At 49.3% G+C, this 18,929-nt stretch carries 17 protein-coding genes; 12 read left to right on the forward strand and 5 right to left on the reverse strand.

The features are described 5' to 3' along the window. Positions 1–409 precede the first annotated feature (409 nt). The gene (locus MYF79_RS14760; RefSeq protein ID WP_247814736.1) at positions 410–1,567 is read right to left on the reverse strand and encodes a zinc-dependent alcohol dehydrogenase; all 1,158 of its coding nucleotides are present in this window, start codon (positions 1,565–1,567) and stop codon (positions 410–412) included. Positions 1,568–1,980: 413 nt separating this feature from the next. Here MYF79_RS14760 and MYF79_RS14765 point away from each other — a divergent pair, with 413 nt between their 5' ends. Genes MYF79_RS14765 through MYF79_RS14785 form a run of 5 tightly spaced genes read left to right on the forward strand, consistent with a single transcriptional unit; the run spans position 1,981 to position 7,479 of the window. Next, entirely contained in the window at positions 1,981–3,024 is a 1,044-nt protein-coding gene (locus MYF79_RS14765; protein WP_247814737.1) for a glycosyltransferase, read from the forward strand. Between the two features lie 15 nt (positions 3,025–3,039). Then, positions 3,040–4,308 carry a glycosyltransferase family 4 protein gene (locus tag MYF79_RS14770; RefSeq protein WP_247814738.1) on the forward strand — a complete coding sequence of 423 codons (1,269 nt, stop codon included), beginning with the start codon at positions 3,040–3,042 and terminating at the stop codon, positions 4,306–4,308. Continuing rightward, entirely contained in the window at positions 4,305–4,886 is a 582-nt protein-coding gene (locus tag MYF79_RS14775; protein WP_247814739.1) for a D-glycero-alpha-D-manno-heptose-1,7-bisphosphate 7-phosphatase, read from the forward strand. Before MYF79_RS14770 ends, MYF79_RS14775 begins: the two co-directional genes overlap by 4 nt. Then, the gene (gene rfaE2, locus MYF79_RS14780; RefSeq protein WP_247814740.1) at positions 4,877–6,361 is read left to right on the forward strand and encodes a D-glycero-beta-D-manno-heptose 1-phosphate adenylyltransferase; all 1,485 of its coding nucleotides are present in this window, start codon (positions 4,877–4,879) and stop codon (positions 6,359–6,361) included. The genes MYF79_RS14775 and rfaE2 overlap by 10 nt, the downstream gene beginning before the upstream one ends. Next, positions 6,361–7,479: a glycosyltransferase family 9 protein gene (locus MYF79_RS14785; protein WP_247814741.1), complete on the forward strand. Its 1,119-nt coding sequence runs from the start codon at positions 6,361–6,363 to the stop codon at positions 7,477–7,479. The genes rfaE2 and MYF79_RS14785 overlap by 1 nt, the downstream gene beginning before the upstream one ends. Here MYF79_RS14785 and MYF79_RS14790 read toward each other — a convergent pair. The 4 genes from MYF79_RS14790 to MYF79_RS14805 all read right to left on the reverse strand — a co-directional run bounded on the left by MYF79_RS14790 (position 7,444) and on the right by MYF79_RS14805 (position 11,481). Further along, positions 7,444–8,427 (reverse strand): glycosyltransferase family 9 protein, encoded by a 984-nt coding sequence (locus tag MYF79_RS14790; protein WP_247814742.1) that lies wholly within the window; start codon positions 8,425–8,427, stop codon positions 7,444–7,446. The two genes, MYF79_RS14785 and MYF79_RS14790, sit on opposite strands and share 36 nt — an antisense overlap. A 1-nt stretch (position 8,428) precedes the next feature. Then, positions 8,429–9,400 carry a glycosyltransferase family 2 protein gene (locus MYF79_RS14795; protein ID WP_247814743.1) on the reverse strand — a complete coding sequence of 324 codons (972 nt, stop codon included), beginning with the start codon at positions 9,398–9,400 and terminating at the stop codon, positions 8,429–8,431. 7 nt (positions 9,401–9,407) lie between these two features. Then, positions 9,408–11,126 carry a carbamoyltransferase gene (locus MYF79_RS14800; protein WP_247814744.1) on the reverse strand — a complete coding sequence of 573 codons (1,719 nt, stop codon included), beginning with the start codon at positions 11,124–11,126 and terminating at the stop codon, positions 9,408–9,410. Between the two features lie 109 nt (positions 11,127–11,235). Next, positions 11,236–11,481, reverse strand: coding sequence for a hypothetical protein (locus tag MYF79_RS14805; protein WP_247814745.1), 246 nt, complete (start codon positions 11,479–11,481; stop codon positions 11,236–11,238). Positions 11,482–11,727: 246 nt separating this feature from the next. Between MYF79_RS14805 and MYF79_RS14810 the strand changes: the two genes are divergently transcribed. The 7 genes from MYF79_RS14810 (at position 11,728) to MYF79_RS14840 (ending at position 18,924) form a co-directional block, all read left to right on the forward strand. Continuing rightward, complete coding sequence (locus MYF79_RS14810; protein WP_247814746.1) at positions 11,728–12,684, forward strand: manganese catalase family protein; 957 nt, start codon at positions 11,728–11,730, stop codon at positions 12,682–12,684. A gap of 844 nt (positions 12,685–13,528) precedes the next feature. Continuing rightward, on the forward strand, positions 13,529–14,653 hold the full coding sequence (locus MYF79_RS14815; protein ID WP_247814747.1) for an NAD(P)/FAD-dependent oxidoreductase: 1,125 nt from the start codon (positions 13,529–13,531) through the stop codon (positions 14,651–14,653). A 7-nt stretch (positions 14,654–14,660) separates the two neighbouring features. After that, positions 14,661–15,374, forward strand: coding sequence for a methyltransferase domain-containing protein (locus MYF79_RS14820; protein ID WP_247814748.1), 714 nt, complete (start codon positions 14,661–14,663; stop codon positions 15,372–15,374). Beyond that, complete coding sequence (locus MYF79_RS14825; protein WP_247814749.1) at positions 15,371–16,423, forward strand: type III polyketide synthase; 1,053 nt, start codon at positions 15,371–15,373, stop codon at positions 16,421–16,423. Before MYF79_RS14820 ends, MYF79_RS14825 begins: the two co-directional genes overlap by 4 nt. Further along, positions 16,417–17,217: an SDR family oxidoreductase gene (locus MYF79_RS14830; protein ID WP_247814750.1), complete on the forward strand. Its 801-nt coding sequence runs from the start codon at positions 16,417–16,419 to the stop codon at positions 17,215–17,217. The genes MYF79_RS14825 and MYF79_RS14830 overlap by 7 nt, the downstream gene beginning before the upstream one ends. Then, positions 17,214–17,660 carry a 3-hydroxyacyl-ACP dehydratase FabZ family protein gene (locus tag MYF79_RS14835; RefSeq protein WP_247814751.1) on the forward strand — a complete coding sequence of 149 codons (447 nt, stop codon included), beginning with the start codon at positions 17,214–17,216 and terminating at the stop codon, positions 17,658–17,660. Before MYF79_RS14830 ends, MYF79_RS14835 begins: the two co-directional genes overlap by 4 nt. After that, positions 17,653–18,924, forward strand: a complete 1,272-nt coding sequence (locus MYF79_RS14840) for a beta-ketoacyl-[acyl-carrier-protein] synthase family protein (protein WP_247814752.1) — start codon at positions 17,653–17,655, stop codon at positions 18,922–18,924. The genes MYF79_RS14835 and MYF79_RS14840 overlap by 8 nt, the downstream gene beginning before the upstream one ends. Positions 18,925–18,929: the final 5 nt, after the last annotated feature.

Below are 18,929 nucleotides of genomic sequence, written 5' to 3' on the forward strand. Positions count from 1 at the left end.
TGATATGGGGAGTTCATGCTACAATTGGATGTCCGGAAGCAGTAGCGGGTTCAGATGGGAATCCCTGGCCTTAGTTATTCGAAGTGTGCTGCCACGCCTGACAAGGGGTTTAATAGCTAAACTACAGCTAAATACGACTTTCCCAAGCTCAATAGTAAGGCCACTTCGAAGAACCACAGCCAGGGATCCCATCTGAAAACCCGCTGCAATGACTTAATCTCCGCGTAAACAAACCACAGCTACCTCCTCCAACTCAAGGTCAGTTCGACGAACCACAGCCAGGGATCCCATCTGAAAACCCGCTGCAATGACTTAATCTCCGCGCAAACGAACCACAGCTACCTCCTCCAACTCAAGGTCACTTCGACGAACCACAGCCAGGGATCCATCAGACAACCGCTATAACTTATCACGGCTTCAACACAACCTTCACACAATTATCCTCTTTCTTCTTAAAAATATCATACGCATCACTCGCCGCAGAGAGCGGCAACTTATGCGTGATAATGTCATTCAAAGTTGCCTGCCCCGAAACCACAAGCGAAATAAGATGATCGATATATCGCTGCACAGGTGCCTGCCCGGTCTTAATAGTAATGCCCTTATCAAAAATGCGATGTATAGGAAAATTATCATAGTTGCTTCCATACACACCGACAATAGACACCGTCCCACCTCTGCGAACAGCCTTAAAACAATCCTCCATCACCTTGGAAGTCCCTTTTTCAAAGTTAACAGTCGCCTTGACTTTCTCCAGGAAGCTCCGATCCGCTTCCATACCAACAGCATCCACGCAGATGTCCGCCCCACGGCCCTGCGTCATATCATAGATTGCCTGCACAACATCCACTTCGGAAGAATTGATCGTCTCTACGCGATTAACATTCCTCGCCATATCAAGCCTGTAAGCCAGCGGGTCAACGGCAATGACCCTACCTGCACCCTGCAGCCAGGCTGACTTCTGCGCCATTAACCCGACAGGACCGGAGCCGAAGATAGCGATGGTCTCGCCACCCCTGGGCTGTGCCCAGTCTATAGCAGACCAGCCTGTAGGAAAGATGTCAGTAAGGAAGAGCACCTCTTCATCTGTAAGACTATCCGGCACTACCCGCGGACCAAAATTCGCGAACGGCACACGTGCGTACTCTGCCTGTCCGCCGGCATACGCACCATACAGATCGGTATATCCAAATAAGCCACCACCTTTTCCGGAAGTCATGTCTCCCTGCGGACCATAATGTTCAATATTACTATTCTCACAGTGAACAGGAAGTTCATGATTGCAGAAATAACAGTGCCCGCATGCAATGGGAAAAGGCACTACCACACGGTCGCCGCGTTTCAGCTTCGATACTCCCGACCCTGTTTCTTCTACGATCCCCATGAACTCATGACCCATTACCTGGTCTTTCAACTGTGGAAAAAAGCCATCATAAATATGCAGGTCTGAGCCGCAAATGGCAGTAGACGTGACTTTTACGATGATGTCCTCAGGATGTTGGATACGCGGATCTTCTACATTCTCGACACGAATGTCTCCGATTTTATGGAAAACTGCTGCTTTCATGAAATTGAATTTATTAGAAGGATTCGCGTGCAAAATCATGCCATGGCGGTTTTCATGTCATGGCGATATATGCATATTCTTTAAACGTGAACAAGGTTACCATAAGTGTAGAACTCTTGCGTCAATTGTACCTTGCTGCTGTTGCACGATAGTTTCAACAGCAATGTCAACTTCATGTGTCAGCAGCGTTCGCCGGGGAAGCGCTGCTGTAAAGCACTTATACAGAACTGAAGACGGCAGAAAATAATTGTCTAAAAATCAATTATTTCCGGCATCACATGTTTGGTTTGTTTATTGATCTTGCTTTTACACCATTGTAAGAGTAATGTGAGTTTCGTCTGGTGAATATAAAGACACATCGGGAAGGCATAAGCAAATTTTTGTTACACAGTCAATCCTATTTAATGACATATATGACGACTACACAGCAAAAGCCCAGGCTGAAGATCTTTACTTGGCACATCCATGGAAGTTACCTGTATTACCTGTCACAAGGCAATTATGACATCTATATTCCTGTCAACGAGCAACGTACCCCGGGGTACTACGGTAGAGGAAAGACATTTCCATTCGGTGATAATGTACATGAGGTCCCGGTAAGAATGGTGAAAGATTTAGACTTTGACGTCATCCTTTACCAGTCCACAAAAGATTACCTGGTAGATCAATATGATATTTTATCGCCCGCCCAGCGCAGGTTACCAAGGGTCTACCTGGAACATAATACACCAGCCAAGAACCCGGTTACTACGAGACACGTAGTGAACGACCGCCGCATTTGCCTGGTACACGTAACCCACTACAACCGGTTAATGTGGGACAACAACCGCACACCGGCTACCGTGATCGAACATGGTGTGACTATGCCGGATGTACCATATACAGGAGAACTGCCCAAGGGACTGGTTACTATCAATCACCTGCCGCAGCGTGGCAGGGGACTGGGCTGGGACATTTTTCAGCATGTCCGTAATATACTACCGGTCGACCTCGTAGGCATGGGCAACGGTAAGGATGGCCTTGGCGAAGTATTACATCCGCAGCTGCCTTCATTCAGGAGCAGGTACCGTTTCTATTTCCATCCTGTAAGGCATACCAGCCTGGCGCTGGCCGTTTGTGAGGCGATGATGCAGGGTATGCCTGTAGTAGGCCTGGCAACGACAGAGCTGGTAACGGTGATCGAGAACGGTAAGAATGGATTCATCCACACAGATATTAATTACCTGATCAAGAAAATGAAGTTATTGCTGAATGAGCCGGAACTCGCGGCGCAAATGGGGGAAGCAGCGAGGGCTACAGCTATGAAGCGGTTTAATATAGATCGTTTTACCGCAGACTGGGAGAGATTGTTCGAGACCGTCTGCAGCGGCAATATGAATGAGATAATTTATACTGACCAACTATTCGGAAAGCCGGCGATAGAGTCTGATCACAGCACTATTACCAGTGATAACTGATCTAAAAATAAGTATATGGGAAGGAGGATTGCGTTCATCAGTGAACATGCTTCACCACTGGCCGCTTTAGGGGGCGCAGATGCCGGAGGACAAAATGTATACGTAGGAGAGGTGGCCAGACAATTGGCGCTCATGGGCTACCAGATAGACATCTTTACAAGACGGGAAGATAAGAAGCTGCCGCAGGTAGTGCCCTTCGGCGATAATATAAGGATCATTCATGTGAATGCCGGTCCCGCAGAAGATATTCCCAAGGAGACATTGTTACAGTACATGCCAGCTTTTAAAACAGACATGCTGTGTTTCATGGAAAAAGAGCAGCTGAGCTACGACCTGGTACATGCCAACTTTTTTATGTCCGCACTTGTAGCGATGGAACTGAAAAAAGAAACGGGTATCCCTTTCGTGGTCACCTTCCATGCATTGGGACATATCCGTCGTATTCACCAGGGTGATAATGACCAGTTCCCGAAAGAGCGGATCACTATTGAGGAGAATGCTGTAAAAGAAGCAAGCCTGGTCATTGCGGAATGTCCGCAGGACAGGGAAGACCTGATGAAGTATTACAACGCGCCTGCAGAAAAGATCACCATCATTCCCTGCGGCGTGAATACAGATGAGCTCTACCCGGTCAATAAGTCGGTAGCCCGATCCTTGCTGGGATTGCCCTACGACGAAAAGGTATTGCTGCAGCTGGGACGTATGGTGCCGAGGAAAGGCGTGGACAATGTGATCAGGGCGTTGGCAAAAGTGAGATGCAGGAACGCAAAAGTGAGATTGCTGATAGTAGGCGGAGATGCGGATACCGCAAAGGAGCTCGCCCGTTTGAAACAGCTGGCGGATGATCTGAAGGTCAGTGATAAGGTGTATTTCCTTGGGCAGAAGTCCAGGAAAGATCTGAAATACTATTATACAGCAGCTGATCTCTTCATTACGACGCCCTGGTATGAACCTTTTGGTATTACGCCGCTGGAGGCCATGGCATGCGGCACACCAGTGATCGGCAGTAATGTAGGGGGAATCAAATTCAGTGTGGCCGACGGACATAGCGGCGCGCTGGTGCCACCCAAAGATCCGGACGCGCTTGCCCGCAGGATCACTGCGCTGCTGCAGTCGCCTGCCGTATTGCGGGAGATGGGCAATAATGCGCTCAGAAGGGTGAACAAATTGTTTACCTGGGAACTGGTAGCCAGAGACATGCAAACAGTTTATGAAAGGATCATTGGGAACGATGATACGTCGTCCCCGAAGAATCTCAGAGCAGAAGAAAGTATTTCTTTATGAGAAGAGCAGTATTTATCGACAAGGATGGTACACTGATCAGCAACGTGCCTTACAATGCAGACCCGGACAAAATAGTGCTGGAGCGTGGCGCGGTAGAGGGCTTACGCATGTTGCAGGAGAGGGGCTATGCGCTGATCGTTGTATCGAACCAGGCCGGTATTGCTCATGGATATTTCAGGGAAGATGAGATGCAACCTGTTATTGCTAAGGTAAAACAACTGCTGGGCGAAGCCGGAATTGCATTGGATGGTTTTTATTATTGCCCTCATCATCCCGCGGGAAAGATAGCGCAGTACGCATTTAGCTGTAGTTGCCGGAAACCGTTGCCGGGTATGTTACTACAGGCAGCTGAGGAGATGGATATATTCCTTCCTGAGTCGTGGATGATAGGAGATATATTGAATGATGTGGAAGCAGGCAACCGCGCCGGTTGCCGGTCTGTACTACTTAACAATGGGAATGAAACCGTCTGGGAAACGAACCAGCATAATGAACCGGCATACATAGCAAACGATCTGCGCGAGGCTGCTCAGTTTATTGTGAAACACGCTACTGCAAAATTCAGAATATGGAACTAATATATCAAACGTTGATCAGGGCTTTTGTGCAGCCTGCAGTACTGGTACTGGGCGATCTGATGATCGATACCTACCTGAGAGGCGCCAGCACACGTTTGTCGCCGGAGGCGCCGGTGCCTGTTGTGGATATCAGTTCACATACCTCCGTGTTGGGAGGCGGTGCAAATACCGCTGCCAACCTGCGCCACCTGGGTGCTTCGGTGACCTTTGTCAGTCTTATCGGAGATGATTATGCGGCTAAACTGGCGGGCGACCTGCTAAAGAAAGAAGGCATCAGGGATGAGGTAGTGCGTTGCAATACGCGGAACACGATGAAGAAGACACGTGTGATTGCCGGACAGCAACTCCTGACCCGTTACGATGAAGGAACGGAAGTGCCGCTCGATAAGGATTGTGAAGAGCAGCTGATAGCCGTGCTGGAAAGAGAGTTCCCATTGCACGACGCGGTAGTGATAGCAGACTACAACAAGGGACTCATCACACCAGGCATCATTGCTGCGTTGGAACGCCTGAACCAGCAGCACAGGAAGTTCATTGCCGTGGATGCCAAGAAATTGCAATTGTACAAAGGCTTACAACCAGCACTGGCGAAACCCAATTTTAAAGAGATGATGGCCATGCTGGAACTGCCCGAACAACCATGCTCTAAGGCACAACAGCTGGAAGAAATGGGCGCCGCGATATATGGGGTAACAGGGGCTGCTATCACTGCGGTGACACTGGATGAAGAAGGAGCGCTTATCTTCCAGGAAGATAAACTGCTCTGTCATACGGCCGCACGCGCTGTCAGCAATCCGAACGTATCGGGTGCGGGTGATACTTACGTGAGTGCCTTTACACTGGCTAGTCTTGCAGGTGCCAGCGCATTGACTTCAGCCGAAATAGCCGGTGCTGCCGCAACAGTGGCTATCCGGAAAAGTAATACAGCCCATTGTAAACAGGCGGAGCTGATTGCTTATTTCTCTATGAAAGATAAATACATCCGTGATACGGAAGAACTGGAAGCGCTTTGCGATATGTACAGATCACAGGGAAAAAAGATCGTATTTACCAACGGGTGCTTCGATATACTGCATAGCGGTCATGTGAGTTACCTGGAGCGGGCGGCTTCACTGGGCGACGTGCTGATCGTAGGAGTGAACACTGATGAAAGTATTAAGCGTTTAAAAGGCCCTGAGCGGCCTATTAACAGCCTGAACGACCGTGTACAGGTGCTGGCCGGCCTGGGCGCCATAGCGCATGTAATCGCTTTTGGCAGTGAGCAGGATGATACACCGGAATCGCTTATCCGTATTATCAAGCCTTCCGTATTTGCCAAAGGAGGCGACTATAGCAGGGAATCCCTGCCGGAGGCAGCCGCAGTGGAGGAATTTGGTGGAGAAGTGATATTGTTGCCACTCGTGCCCGACCGCTCAACCACCCTGATCATTAAACGAATTTATACAACACCTGCTTTAAAAGTAGCGGAGGCATAATGAAAAACGAATGGAAGAAATGCCGCCGTATCCTCTGTATACGGCCGGACAACATCGGAGACCTGCTTATGAGCACGCCTGCCATCAGGGCCTTAAAACAAACGTTCAACTGTCATATTACTGTACTCGCATCATCGCTGGGTGCAACGGTAGTGCCGGAAGTACCGGAGATAGACGACGCTATTGTATTTGATGTGCCCTGGGTACAGACAACAGGCACACCTGATCCTGCTCAATTCAGTCAGCTGGTCAAACAGCTGAAGGACGGCCGCTTTGATGCGGCTGTTATTTTTTCTGTATATAGTCAGAATCCCATGCCTTCCATTATGCTGGCATACCTGGCGGAGATACCACTCCGGCTGGCTTACTGTCGTGAGAACCCCTATCAGCTACTGACACATTGGATTCCCGACGAAGAGCCATACACTTTCATCAGGCACCAGGTAATGCGCGATCTTGAACTGGTAGCACAGGTTGGCGCTGTGACAGACAAGCAACAACTAAGCATCCGGACCAGGGAAATATTATGGCCGGTAGTGTGTGAAAAGCTACTATTAACAGGCCTCGATCTCCGGCGGCCATGGATCATTCTCCATCCGGAAGTTTCTGAACAGAAACGTAAATACCCGGTGAAAGACTGGATCGCTGCGGGAAGAAAGATAAGGGCGGCCACAAATTGCCAGTTACTGATCACCGGGAAGAACAATGCTGCTGAAGCACGGGAGATCGCTGCCGGAATAGGTGGCCCTGCTTTTTCAGCAGCAGGGCTTTTTGACCTCGAAGAGCTGATCATACTCATAAAACATGCGCCGCTGTTACTGTCTGTCAATACCGGCACCATACATATTGCAGCGGCGGTACATACGCCCGTGCTGGTGCTGTATGCACTGACCAATCCCCAGCACACCCCATGGCGTGTTACGAACAAGGTGCTTTATTTTGATGTACCGGCGCCTTTGCAGAGTAAGAACGAAGTGGTGAAACATGTATATCGTTCTTTCTCTGCAGAAAAGCTTCCTTTGGCGACTCCGGATACTATTGCCGAGGCAACCCTGGCCATGCTGGAACTCACCGCTGCTTCCTCAGGTAGTTTCGAGGAGCCGCATGCCCTTTCTTAATACGATCTCATAATCCGGTTCCGTGGTCCAGTCAATTGTGTAGTGCAGTTGTTTATTTAATGGCGCCCAGCGGACGGGCTCTCCATCCATACTGATAATGACGCTGGGCGTCTCAAATGCAGCCGCCATATGCGACACACCGGTGCAATTGGACAGGAGGGCGCGGGCATTTTTGATCAGCACTCCCAGGCTGCCCAATGTGGTCAGGCCTGCGGTATTGATGGATTTATGTTTCATCAGTCCTGCTACCGCTTCAGTAAGCGGACGTTCATCTGCGGTACCTGTGAGCACTATCTTCCAGCCTTTTTCCGCAAACTCGTCTGCCATAGCAGCAAAGAAATGTGGCGGCCACTGGCGCCAGTTGCCCCTTGACCCGGGGTGTACACAGAGATATTCCTGTGCTTCCAGCGGAAGTTCCAGCTGGTTGAAATCTTCCATGTCCTTTGCAGTAATGGGAAATTCCAGGTAGGTGCCCTGCCTGGGAATATTGAGGTATTCCATCAGCAGGAGGTGGCGTTCTATTTCTGATACATCTTCCGGGTATTCAAGAAAAAGGCCGGCATCAGGACAGCCATCTTCCTGCCGCCAGTAACCGGCCGTATATCGTCCACCCATTAGCGCAACCATCGGGTTCACTATAGAACCATTGCCCTGCATCTGCAGTACCAGGTCGAACCTTTGCTCCTGCATAGCCGTCAGGAAGGGCGGGAACTGCCCAGGTATTACGGGCTGCTCCGGCAATCCGGGATAACCCGGAAAGTGGACAAAGGCATCCAGGTATTTGGAAAACCTTTCTACAAACGAAGCAGCCCATGGTAATCCCAGCAGGGTAATGTGTGCTTCCGGAAATGCAGTACGCAAAGCCCGTAATGCCGGAACGGTACACAACATATCTCCTAATTGTAAGGCGCGGAAGACCGCTATCTTATGAATTGACTGAGGCATCATTTTACAGGTAAAGTACTTTATAGCGCCAGGCTCCGTAGAGGCTCCAGTAGGTAGCCGCAAACGGAATGGCCGCTGATGTAACGATCATTTCAAGTATATGCGAGGTGGTATGCGAAGTATATTTCAAACGCTTACCCGCAAATAAACCAATCATCAATAACCATGCACTAAATAATACGACCGATGCCGTATATGCGCCATACAGCGCGAAGATGATGCCCAGCAGAAAACAGCAGATCATCAGGTAATAATTCCAGGCAGGTCTTCGCTGGATCCTCTCCCTGTACATTTTGGGGAATTTCTTGTATAGCAACGCATTGAAGATATTCTTACGCTGTTCGTATATACTTACTCCCCAGCGTGCCTTCCGTGCCGGATGTAATACAATGGCATTGTTAAGGTGATAAATGGGAATGTCCTGTTGCAACAGCCTGAACTCAAGATCACTGTCTTCCCGCCAGGCCGTTTCAAAAGATTCATCGAAGCCATTCACCCTCTCTAAAGCAAGCCGTGTACAGGCGCAGTTAGCTGTTACAAAATCTGCTTTCTCCAGCTGGGCTGTATTCCATTCAAAATCTGTTGGCCGCCCTTTGATAGGTACGACTACGCGCCCTGTATACACTGCCGCTGGTTCTCCTTTCCATGCTGTCCAGATGCTTTGCAGCCAGTAAGGATCGGGAATAGTGTCATCGTCGGTAAATGCGATCATTGGCGCGTCCGATGCCCTCCATCCGGCATTTCTTGCAGCAGCAGGACCTTTCTTATCAGGCAGCGGCAGGTACTTTACTTCTATCAGGCTGGCATATTTCCAGCTGCAGGCCAGTTGGCGCGTGTATTTATCCGGACCATCACTGACCACGATCACATCGAAAGCGCTCTTGTCAAACTCCTGTTCCTCCAATGCCTTCAGGCAACGGGACAGCAATTCGGGACGTTTGTAAGTGGGTATCACCACGGTGATCTTCTTCTCCATTGGCGGGTTATTTTTGAATGAGGAAAGAACCTATTACCAAAGCGTCGAAAGGGGATGACCAGAAACATTCAACGGCGTCGCGCGGCGTGCAAACAATGGGTTTGCCGAGTGTGTTGAATGAGGTATTGATCAGTACAGGTACGCCTGTTTTTTTATAGAAGGCCTGCAGCAGGTCATAATAACGGCTATGCTGGCTTCTGTTAATGGTCTGGATACGGGCGGTGCCATCCACATGCGTAACCGCAGGTATTTTATCTTTTTTATCGGGTTTTACATCATATACAAACAGCATGAAAGGAGAGAAGTGGGCGCCTTCAAACCATTCGCCCGCCACTTCTTCCAACACTACGGGCGCTACCGGGCGGAAATCTTCACGGTCCTTCACTTCGTTCAGTCTTGCCTGCATATTGGCAGAGATAGGGGACGCAAGAATAGACCGGCTGCCTAATGCTCGCGGCCCGAATTCCATTCTTCCCTGGTACCAGCCGATGATCTTATCCTGCGCCAGCAGTTCAGCTGTTTCTTCAGCTACATTTTCAAGCTGGCGATACGGTGTTTTTGTCCAGTCAAGGAATGCCTTGATCTCTTCATCGTTGTACTCAGGGCCCCAGTAAGCATGGTCCATACAGAACGTCTTTTCCTGGCTGTTGCGCAGGGTGGCGTCTGTCCACAAGGCAGCACCCAGTGCAGTACCTGCATCACCGGAAGCGGGTTGTACCCAGATGTTCTTGAAGATGCCCGCATCCCTGATCCGGGCATTGAGCACACAGTTCAATGCCACACCACCGGCAAAGCAAAGATTGTCCGCTCCGGTCTTCTTCTGCAGCCAGTCGCTGATCTGCAGCACAGACTCCTGCAAAACAGCCTGCAGTGAATGCGCGATGTTGAAATGATGTGCCGTGAATTCATCTCCTTTCTTTCTGGGAGGCCCCAGCAGTTCCACCATCTGTTCATCATCAATACTATACTGTCCATTGTCGGATAAGTTGATCATCGACCTGAAAGCATTTACAAAGACGGGTTTGCCGTAAGATGCCAGCGCCATTACTTTATATTCGTCGGAAGAATGCAGGAAGCCAAGATGTGTAGTAACCTTCTCATACAATAATCCGAGTGAATGCGGCATGTTCACCTGGCTGATGCGATCGAGGTTGTTACCTTTACCGATACTGAATGTAGTAGTGGCTTTTTCTCCGCGACCGTCCATTGTCATCACAGCTGCTTCGTAATAAGGAGAGGGGAGGAAAGCACTGGCCGCATGACACAAATGATGTTCTACAAAGTGCCATTGATCGTTATGGAAACGTGCGCCCCTGAAACGTTTCTGCAGATGATGCGGATATCCATCGGTAAGTTGTCCCGGCGCATTGATGATCGCAGAAAGGAAAAGCGGGTCCCATGGAGAGATCCATTTCTCTGGTACGAATTGCGATGGCTGTCTCAGGGGAATATCTATCTGATGCTTGTCGGCGTCTTCTTCAGGTAGCAGGATAAACGGGTCAAAAGAATAAGATATATGGTCGACATCGCTCAGGTGAATGTTGGCAGTTTTAAGGCAATAATCGATGGCATGATAAGGCAGCTCGTAAGCAGAAAAGGGAATGGGTCTTTTCCCGTGTTTAACATGTGTGAAGCGCTCATCTTCCGCAGCGGCAATAAGCTGTCCGTCTTTAACAATACATGCCGCTGAATCATGGAAAGCGGCATTGATACCAAGTGTGTACATAAAAGAATGGGTTTATCAGTATGGTGAATATCAGTAAGAAGGGCAACAAACGATCCCCTCGCTTATTGCCCCGTTTGTCGTAGTGTCACGAACCACCCTGTAACACTACTTATGAGTTTCCCTTTGGAGGCTCCCACTGAACATTGTCTGCTTCGTCTTCGGAAAGATTATTTTCTTCCAGGTCTTCTTCATCCAGTTCCGGAGTATCATCTAATTCTTCTTCCTGGTCGCCGGCAAGATCAGCGTCTGTATCGACATCATTTACTTCGTCAGTATTTTCCTGGTCTTCAGCCAGCCTGGCATTCAATGGTTCTTTTTCATCGGCTGGCCGCTGTTTGATGTTTGTTTGTTGCATACGGATCTGTTTTGTGAAGTGAGAAATCAAGGGTACACCAGGAAGCGTTCAAAGATTACGCCATGAAGTAGGTTCGCTGCCAATGCGTTGTATGTTCCGGTGAAAGGGAAAAGTTATCTACACACGTATGTAAGATGAGAAACAGTTGCTGTATGACGCTTACAGTAGTTACTGTATGGCATGTTTATCGCCGGAAGAAAACAGACGATCATCTGGAGTTTTGTTTACCATTAAAATGATTTAACTATGTTCCATCATGTAAAGGATTTACAATTTAATGTACGTGTTTCTAAGCCTGATCCCCGTTTTGCAGCACTGCTGCTTGAACAGTTTGGTGGTGGTAACGGTGAGCTTAAAGCTGCTATGCAATATTTTGTGCAGGCTTTCGGCGCCAGAAGACCATACCCGGACAAATATGACATGCTGATGGATATCGCTACAGAGGAATTCAGCCACCTTGAAATAGTAGGCGCGACAATACAATTATTACTGCAGGGCATTAATGGCGAGCTAAAGAATGCTGCGGATAATTCGGAGATCATGGAAACGATGCAGGGTACGGCAAAAAAAGAAGAGTATATTCATCAGGCTATGATGCATCCGGAATTCCTGGTGCACAGTGGCGGTGGTCCTATGCTGACCAATTGCCAGGGCGTACCATGGACAGGCGCTTATGTTAATGCCAATAATGATCTGACTGTCGACCTGCGTTCCGATATGGCGGCAGAATCGCGCGCGAAGATCACTTATGAATACCTGATGAAGTTCACAGATGATCCATATGTGAAAGAAACGCTGAGCTTCCTGATGACCAGGGAAATTGCGCATTACCAAATGTTTGAGGCGGCCCTGGATACGATTAAACCAAACTTCCCGCCGGGCGTATTACAGGGAGATCCAAGATACAGCAACAAGTATTTCAATATGTCAGACACCAACAAGGTGAAAGGCCCATGGAATGAAGGAAAGAGTTCACAACTCGGAGAGGAGTGGCAATATATTGACAATCCGCTGGCTTATGTACACGAAACACAGGGGCTTTCAGGGATCAAGCCTGAAGGTACTCCAAGAACAATGAAAGGCGTGAAAGAGCTTGATCAGAGTATGAGTGAATTGAGAAGTACGGAGATCAATGCGACCGCTGCACCGGGTGAGGCGCAATGGAGCACCTACGATGATAATGGCAATGGTTTTATCAGATAAGGGTGAAGTGGGGCCGGCTTAGCCGGCCCCGCTTTTTTTCCGCTGCCGGCTGATTCAATATAGTGATGCAGAAAGTAGTTATATGTATATGAATTTTTACCAGGGCAACCATTCCTAGGGTTAACGCTGCTTTCAGCCGGGTTCTATGAAGTTTTTTCTTATCTGCAAAGTCCATCATGAATGTATAAATACCTGTAAAGTTAACCCTGAACCTTACCATAAAGACGGTAAAGCTTTTTCGGAACAAGAAGTATCGCTTTGCTCATACACCAATTGCATTCGCAGAAGCCCTCTATGCTTCTGATCTGTTGAATTTTTACATGTTCTACCCTTTTAAGGTTTAAGCCAATTTCAAAACCTGACAGATTTCGTCCTGATACCACCTGAATAACCTTTCCTCCGGGTATCACAAACCGGTCATATTCCCTCGTTTTGGCGCCCTATGGACACGTTATGGCGTCCTGTGGACGTTCGCCTTTACGACGGGAAGGATCTTGCTAATATTGTGTCAGCAAAGTGATAACAGCGTATCTAAAACCGGAAAGGGCGCTTCCGGTCTTTTACCTGATCATCAGGATTGCGGCCAGGCTACATTTCCAGGCACAGGGACTGTATAATTGTTTCAGCAATGGCGATAAAGGATATCACCGGAGGGGCGCCTCTGGTCCTTCGCCTTGGCTCTCAGGATTGTAATGATCCGACATTTTCAGGTGCACTGGACTGTATTTCAACAACATACGCAAAGAATAACATTTGGTTCCTGATATCAGGAAAATAACGTACACTTGTTGCAACATATAGTTTGGTTTTTCATGTTCGGGTGCTTAAAATCAATTAGTTAGTAATGCCGGAGGCAGATGTCATTATTGTAGGAGGAGGATTGGCCGGTTTAACCGGCGCCTTGCACCTGCTACGTGCAGGGCTGCGGGTTATTGTCATTGAAAAATACCCTTTTCCAAGGCATAAGGTATGCGGAGAATACATTTCCAACGAGGTGTTACCTTACCTGCAATGGCTGGGAGCTGATCCTGGCGTTTTGCAACCCGCCAGGATAGACCGGGTAAGAATCTCCGCCGTTTCGGGTAAAAGTGTGGAAGCGGGATTGCCCCTGGGAGGTTTCGGCGTCAGCCGTTATCTGCTGGACCAGTTTCTCATGCAGCGGGTGGTGGCTGCGGGGGGAACACTGCTGGAAGATACGGTGACGGATATCTCCTTTGAAAATGACCTGTTCCGGGTCATTACCGCCCTCGATCAGGAACTGAGCGCCCGTTTCGTGATAGGCGCTTATGGAAAGAGAGCTGGCCTCGATCAGCAGTTATCGCGCGGTTTCTCCTCTCAGAAGTCCCCCTGGCTGGCAGTCAAGAGCCATTATGAGGGCGATTTCCCCGATGGCCTGGTAGCATTGCATAATTTCATGGGGGGCTACTGCGGTGTATCCAAAGTAGAGAACAATATCATCAATATCTGCTACCTGGTTAGTTACGACAGTTTCAGGCGCTTTAAAAATATAACGGCGCATCAGCAGGAAGTACTCTATCGGAATCCGCACCTGAAAGCGGTACTGGAACATAGCCGGCCGCTGTTTGAGCGCCCGCTCACCATCAGCCAGGTATCCTTTGCGGAAAAACAGAAAGTGGACAAACATATCCTGATGACCGGCGATACAGCCGGTCTTATTCACCCGCTTTGCGGAAACGGCATGGCAATGGCTATACACAGTGCAAAGATCGCCGCAGAACAGATACTGGCTTTCTTTTCGGGTCAGCAGTCTTCCAGGGAGGAACTGGAGATGAACTATGCGGGGGCCTGGAAGAAAGCGTTCAATAAACGGATACAGGCAGGCAAGATATTATCTGCTGTATTCCGCAAACAGGAGCTGGCAGCAGGCATTATGAGTGGCCTGGTGCTTTTTCCGGCGCTGCTGCCTGTCATTGTCAGGCAGACACATGGAAAACCTTTTAAAATGTGAATTACGTATGTTCGTTAATACCAGTCAGAGAACCTTTGCACCCGAGATCATGGACGACCTCCGGATGGAGGGGGAAGAGCTCAGGACCACCCTGGACCAGATCGCACAGGTGAATCAGTTGCTGGGAGGGAACAGCATCACGCTGCAGGGAGTAAGTATGCTGATGGAAAATGTACCGCCGGGAAAGGAAGTGACGATAGCCGATGTAGGCTGTGGAAACGGCGACATGCTGCGTAAGCTGGCCCGGATAGGCAGGAGGAAAAACTGGCGGCTGAAGCTCATAGGCATCGATGCCAATGGGTATACTGCCAATTATGCGGCGGTTTTATCTGCACAATACCCGGAAATCACTTACTATTGTATGGATATTCTGGGCGGGAAATTCAGGGAGCTGCAATATGATATCGTATTGTGTACACTTACGCTACATCACTTCGAAGACCGGCAGATCATGAAGCTGATGTCACTTTTCCGCCGGAATGCAGCCATCGGGATTGTCGTCAATGATCTGCAGAGAAGCGCAATGGCCTACCGCCTGTTCCAGCTATTCAGCAGGCTTACGGGCATGGGCAGGATGGCCAAGGAAGATGGACTGGTATCCATCCTGCGGGGATTTAAAAAGAAGGAAATACAGGAACTGTCACGAAAATTAAATTTCAATCAATATACACTCAGATGGAAATGGGCTTTCCGTTATCAGTGGATAATTACTAATGTATGAGCGTTAAAATAACAGCAGTATCGAAAGCCTTACCTCCTTATACCAGAAGCACAGAAGAGATCATGCCCTTTCTCGACATCTGGTTGTCCGGCCAGGAAGACCGTTTTGCCAGAAAAGTTAAAAAGATCTTTGAGAATGCAGCTGTTGACAGACGCTATTCTATCATGAGCCCTGAAGAAGTGTTTACCAACACTTCCTTTGAAGAAAAGAACGACATTTATGTGAGAGAAGTGATTAAACTGGGCAGCCGGTGCCTGACGAATGCACTGGAGAAAGCAGGCCTGGAAGCAGAAGACCTGGATTACATCATCACCGTCAGCTGCACAGGTATCATGATCCCTTCACTGGACGCATACCTGATCAACCTCCTGCAGCTGCGTCAGGATATAGTGCGCTTGCCGGTAACGGAGATGGGCTGTGCCGCTGGTATCTCCGGTATGATCTACGCAAAGAATTTCCTGGAGGCCAATCCCGGTAAAAGGGCTGCGGTGATAGCTATCGAGTCGCCTACCGCAACTTTCCAGCTGGATGACTACTCCATGCCCAATATTGTCAGCGCGGCCATTTTCGGAGACGGTGCCGCCTGTGCGATCCTCTCTTCCCATGAAGAGGATGGCGGTCCGCAGATAATAGGAGACGGGATGTACCATTTCTATGAAGCCGAACATTTAATGGGTTTTAAGCTCACTAATACGGGTTTACAGATGGTGCTGGACGTAGAGGTGCCTAATACAATTGCCGCCCATTTTCCGGCTATTATACACCCTTTCCTGGATAAATACGGCTACCGCATAGAAGACATCCATCACCTGATCTTCCATCCCGGTGGAAAGAAGATCATCCAGACGGTGGAAGAACTGTTCGGTGAAATGGGAAAGAATATAGACGATACGAAGGAGGTACTGCGTTTATATGGTAATATGTCCAGCGCTACCGTGTTGTATGTATTGGAACGTTTTATGGAAAAAGGTGTGCCTGCCGGAGAGAAGGGACTGATGCTGAGCTTTGGCCCTGGCTTTTCCGCACAGCGAATATTGTTACAATGGTAAAGGAATTTGCATCACATCATTACTGGGCGGTGATACTCGGCGGCAGCAGCGGTTTAGGATTGGCTGCGGCGCGTAAGCTCGCCATGCATGGTATGCACCTCTGCATTGTACACAGGGATATGCGGATGGATATGGAGCGTATTGACAGCGACTTCAATGCCATCAGGGCCTCAGGTGTACAGGTGCTTGCTTTCAATGCAGATGCCGTTAACGCCGCTAAACGCGGAGAAGTACTGGCTGCGCTGAAGACGGCGATGGGAGAGAACGGGCGCGTCAGAACGCTTGTGCATAGTATCGCGAAAGGTAACCTCAAGGCCATGAACAGTGACCGGGCTCCGCTGAGTACCGACGATTTCCACATTACCCTGGACAATATGGCCATCAGCCTGTACGACTGGACACAGCATATGGTACAGCAGCAGCTCTTTGCACCCGATGCAAGGGTGCTCTCTTTCACCAGCGAAGGCAGCAGCAAGGCCTGGAAACATTATGGCGCCGTAGCAGCAGCCAAGGCTGCTCTTGAATCGATCAGCCGTCATATAGCCCTCGAATTTGCACCACTGGGACTGAGGGCCAATTGTATACAGGCCGGCGTGACAGACACCCGCTCTATGCAGCTGATTCCCGGCAGTGAAAATATCATTACATACACAAAACAGCGTAATCCCTTTCATCGCCTCACTACCCCCGAAGATGTAGCCAATGCTGTCTACCTTTTGTGTAAAGACGAAGCAGCATGGATCAATGGGGCCGTGATCCCGGTGAATGGCGGTGAGCATATCAGTCAGGCATGACAATACAGGCAATTCTGCAGCGATTACCCTTTGCACCCCCTTTCCTCTTTGTGGACGGACTGGATTATATTGACAGTGAGAGCGTACAGGGACACTTTACTTTTAGGGAAGATATGGACTGTTTTAAAGGTCATTTTAAAGGTTATCCTGTTACGCCGGGCGTGCTGCTGACAGAGGTAATGGCACAGACGGGGCTGGTCTGCCTGGGCATTTACCTTTTAGGCGATGAAGTATTGGCGGAAAATATGACCTTCGGACTGACATCCACAGCAATAGAATTTCTGCGCCCCGTTTTTCCCGGAGAGAAAGTAACAGTGTATGCTGAAAAGGTATATTTCCGTTTTGGAAAATTAAAGTGCAGGGTAACATTGAAAAATGAAGCACAGCAGGAAGTGTGCAGTGGCACTATTGCCGGAATGATCATTAGCAAACCACATGGATAAAAGAGTAGTTGTGACGGGCCTGGGCGTAGCCGCTCCAAACGGCGTTGGCATTCCCGCTTTTACAGAAGCTATTAAAACAGGTACTTCCGGTATCCGTCACGATGCGGAGCTGGCGGCATTGCAGTTCTCCTGCCAGATAGCAGGTAAACCGGAAGTACCGGAAACATTGCAGTTACAGTACCTGGACGCCCTTGAACTGAGAAATTTCAACAGTAACGGTATCCTTTACGGGCTCATTGCCGGCACAGATGCCTGGACGGATGCGCAGTTGCCGGCAGGCGCCGGCCTGGAGCCCGACTGGGATAGTGGTACCATCTTCGGTGCGGGATCTGCCGGGGTAGATAAACTGCGGGAGGCCATCTATAAAGTAGATGCCCTGCAGGTACGCCGGCTGGGAAGCACCGTAGTGCCGCAAACCATGGCCAGTGGTATCAGTGCCTGGCTGGGAGGTAAACTGGCCCTGGCCAACCAGGTAAGCACCAATTCCTCTGCCTGCGCTACCGGGGCAGAAAGTGTGCTGATGGCCTATGAAAGGATCCGTAACGGACATGCTAAACGGATGCTGGCAGGGAGTACCAGCGATGCCGGGCCTTACATATGGGGTGGTTTCGATGCACTGAAGGTCTGTACGTTTAAGCACAACGATCATCCGGCAGCAGGTTCCCGTCCTATGAGCGCCTCCGCCAGTGGTTTTGTACCCGGCAGCGGCGCGGGTGCATTGGTGCTGGAATCGCTGGAGAGTGCCCGGGAACGTGGCGCCACCATCTATGCAGAAGTGCTGGGCGGGCATATTAATTCCGGTGCACAAAGAGGTGACGGATCAATGACGGCGCCCAATAGTACCGCCGTACAGCGCTGCATAAGGGAGGCTATGAAAGCTGCGGGTATAAGGCCCGAAGAAATTGATGCCATCAACGGGCACCTCACGGCTACGGGCAAGGATGCACTGGAAATCGAAAACTGGAGCATAGCGCTGGGAAGAAAGGGTAAAGACTTCCCTCATATCAATGCCCTGAAAGGTATGATCGGTCATTGCCTGAGCGCCTCCGGCAGTATAGAGCTGGTGGCAGCTGTATTACAGCTGCATGAAGGTTTCCTGTTCCCTAATATCAATTGCGAAGACCTGCATCCCGATATAGCGGCTATCATAGATCCCGAAAAAATACCTCAGCAGTTGGTGTATAAAGAATTAAATTTGATCGCGAAAGCCAGCTTTGGCTTTGGAGATGTAAATGCCTGCGTGATATTAAAGAAGTATAAATAAAACCG

Origin of the sequence: Chitinophaga filiformis (genome assembly GCF_023100805.1) — a bacterium.
In the GTDB taxonomy this organism is placed as follows: Bacteria; Bacteroidota; Bacteroidia; order Chitinophagales; family Chitinophagaceae; genus Chitinophaga; species Chitinophaga filiformis_B.